Genomic DNA, 3,479 nt, shown 5'->3' with positions numbered 1-3,479 from the left:
TTGGTCTTCAGGCTTTAGCCAGCCCAACACTTGCTTAGAAGCTACAATCACTCTTACTGGCTTATGCTCACCCAAAACCTGCGGTTTTTCAAAAATAAGTTGTTTTTCAATTATTTGGTTAGCATTGCTCAGGTCACCCTTTGGTAAGACCTTCGCGGGAGGTGTGTAATAGTATTTGTAGCACCCAAAGGTGCAAGCAACAAGTAGACGTTAAAACTAATGATTGTAAGCAAGCCTATTACCCATTTACCTTTTGCCTGGCTAAGGTATCCAATAGCAGTTAGCGGTTTTATCACATCACCCAAACCCCATTCAAAAGCCTTTTGTAGGGTCAATCGTTTATGGTTGCCCTAGCGTAGTAAATTTCATTGCGCCTTTTGGTTGCTTGTGAAGACACAAGCAACGGCGTAAGAGCACAAGAACACTTACAACAGCCTGGGCTTAAAACAGCAAGGGGTAAATTTATCACTAATTTACCTTTTGTTTGCTTAAGGTATACAGCACATAACAAACCTGTCAAAAACAATGAAATACACAACCACACTTATTGCCCTAAGATTATTACTATGTTGTGCCCTATTATGGGGTTTTTCGGCTTGCGCCAAAAAAGACAATACTGAGCCTACTACTACTGTTGACCAAAATCCTTTGGCAAACCCCAATGATGGACCTGCGGCGGGCAACCCTGAAGGCAATGCGGCAATACCTGCGGGTGCTGGGCTCGAAGATGTTACCAACCCGGATGTAGTAATAGGCGATGGAACTCCCGCAAGCTGTACTTGTGAGGCAGTGCTGGCAGCAGTAAAAAAAGGAGGTAAAATTACCTTTAATTGTGGTGCCAGCCCTCATATAATTGAGATGACCGAACCCGCCAAAGTATTTAACAATGCCACCCCTGATGTGGTGATTGACGGTGGAGGCCTGATTACCTTGAGCGGCAGGGGCAAAAACCGTATTTTGTATATGAATACTTGCGACCAAAACCTGGTATGGACAACGCCCAATTGCCAAAACCAAGACCACCCCAGGCTTACTGTGCAGAATATTACTTTTGCCAATGGCAACTCTACCACTGAAACCGAGTACGATGGTGGTGGTGCCATCTGGGTACGTGGCGGAAGATTTAAGGCAGTAAACACCCGTTTCTTTAATAACATCTGCGCTGGTACAGGACCCGATGTGGGCGGAGGAGCCTTGAGGGTGTTTAGCCAATACAACAACTTGCCAGTATACATTGTCAATAGTACTTTTGGCGGAGCCGAAGGTTATGGTAACAAAGGAGCCAATGGTGGGGCATTGAGCAGTATTGGTGTGTCCTGGACTATAGTAAATAGTTTGTTGACCCACAATCAGGCCTTGGGCAATGGGGGCAACCCCGCAAAAGCTGGCACACCAGGTGGAGGAAGCGGTGGTGCCATTTATAACGATGGCAATACAATGACGCTTACCCTTTTGGGAACCAAAATTGAACAGAATGAAGTAAACACCCACGGGTCAGCCATATTTTTTGTAAGCAACAACCGCACGGGTGACATTGTGATTGATGGTTCTACTATCCAAAACAACGTAGGGGGCACCTGGTACCCTGTACACCCTGGCATTTCTATGCACGACGATACTCCTGTAAAAGTGACTAATTCGGTGATAAAGTAGGTACCGGACCACAAGCGACAAGTACGAGTTTACTACTTGTCGCTTGCAACTTTATAGGCTTGTCAGAATATGGTACGTGTCGTCTTTGCGCGTGTCCAGCCAAGTAAATTCAACCTGAAAGTCAAACGCTTTCATACTATACAGAAAAATGGTATTTCGGCTTGAATTTTCTACGGTGGCACACGCGAGGACGACGTGCGCTAACCGCAGAGTTTACAACTTGTCGCTATCAGCTTGTCGCTCAAAAACTACACCGCTACTGCATCCGGTTTTTCTTGGGTATCTTTGGTCAAAGCCTTTTTCTTGCGCCTGCCCCACCACATCAGAAAACCCGTTACAGGCAACGAAGCAGTGACCAAACTGGCCAAAAACGCAATGATTTTTCCTGGCAATCCGCCAATACTCCCTACGTGAATGTCGTAGTTCATCCGAATGACCTTGTCGGCAAATACAGCATCTTTGTAAGCCCCATAAAGACTGGGTGTGCTCAGTTCCTTAAGCGTGTATTGGTCATAAAAACGATAATCTATGTTATAATAAACCCCTGTAGTCTTAAAAATCTCTACATAAATGCTTGCCGTATCGGCGGTAGGGTAGTGAAGTTCAAAGCGTTCAGCTTTGGGGTAAGCAGCTTGCAAACGGGGCAACAATTCGTCAATAGGTTGGGCTTTGGGAGCTGCTTTTTTAGTTATTTGGCTATTGGGTATCACAAACCTAGGATCTTTAGTACCGCCTGTTGCCTTAAAAGCAATGAAATAAAACCAGTTGAACGCCATCACACATCCTGTAAAGGCAAAAACAAAGGCAAATATTGAAATGTAAAATCCTACTACAGTGTGCAGGTCAAAGTTTTTGCGTTTCCAGCCTGTGGTAGGTTTCCAGATAAACCTGAAGCGTTGTTTGCGGTTTTTCTTGTTTCTTGGATACCACAAAATCAAGCCCGTAATCACCATTGCCAAAAACAGCAAAGTAGCATAAGCCGTGAGCCGCGAGCCTATAGCCTCAGGCAACCAAAGGTACATGTGACCTCGCAGCACAAAGGCAAAAAAGCCCGATAAATGATCCTCTACATGCAGTACTTTACCTGTATAAGGATTTAAGAAAACACTTTGGTAAAACTTGGGTTTTGCTTCATAAAACGTGACTTCTATAGCCTGGTCTTTGTTGCCATATACAGCCCCGTGTATTTTTTTGCCGGGCAAGGCTTTTTGGGCAGCAACTTTTGCCTGGGTAGCCGTAATAAAAGGCTTGTCTTGCACCTTTACTGTGGTGTAATGGTCGCTAAAACTTTTGATCTCGTCTTTGAACACCCAGCAACAGCCCGTGATGGCCATAATAAATACGATTAGGCCAGTGCTCAATCCTGTCCATAAGTGTATCTTACGTGCCCTGTCTTTAATGCTCTTCTTTTTTTTAGCCTTTTGAGTGTGTACCTTTTTTTTGTTCATTGTTTCTCTTCTTTGCTGTAGCAGTATATTTTATTAGTCTATAGACGATAGTCGGTAGTCGGTAGTTGGTAGCCGTTTCTCTTAAGCCCTAATTGGCTGAAAGTTGTGGGTGCGCTTTTGTCCACAGCCCCGACAGGGGCAAGCTTCAAGCGACAAGTCGTAAGCTATACCCTGTTTAACTCCGTTGAGTTCATCACAGCAAGCTGTAGATTCGGTTCACAAGTAACAACACTTTTGTATTGCACTGATTTTCAGTTTTTTACAAAAAGCGTAGTTAGAAGTCTACAGTGGCTGACGCACACTATAAAAAATCGTTAAGGAAATAGCATTGGTCGGTAGCCCCTGTAAGCTTTTAGTTGTTGGCGCGAAGCTAAAAAC

Annotated in this window: 2 protein-coding genes; one reads left to right on the top strand and one right to left on the bottom strand. The window is 44.4% G+C overall.

What is annotated here, in order from left to right:
• The first annotated feature begins 525 nt into the window (after positions 1-525).
• The gene (locus tag Q0954_RS33285) at positions 526-1,653 is read left to right on the top strand and encodes a hypothetical protein (RefSeq protein WP_299466173.1); all 1,128 of its coding nucleotides are present in this window, start codon (positions 526-528) and stop codon (positions 1,651-1,653) included.
• A 248-nt stretch (positions 1,654-1,901) separates the two neighbouring features.
• Here the strand turns inward: Q0954_RS33285 and Q0954_RS33280 are convergent, their stop codons facing one another.
• Positions 1,902-3,101 carry a PepSY domain-containing protein gene (locus tag Q0954_RS33280; RefSeq protein ID WP_299466169.1) on the bottom strand — a complete coding sequence of 400 codons (1,200 nt, stop codon included), beginning with the start codon at positions 3,099-3,101 and terminating at the stop codon, positions 1,902-1,904.
• Between the last annotated feature and the right edge of the window lie 378 nt (positions 3,102-3,479).

It is taken from the genome of uncultured Microscilla sp., assembly GCF_947493425.1.
Classification (GTDB): Bacteria; Bacteroidota; Bacteroidia; order Cytophagales; family Microscillaceae; genus Microscilla.
The sequence above is the reverse complement of the archived record's forward strand: the minus strand, read 5'-3'. Positions and strand labels throughout refer to the sequence as shown.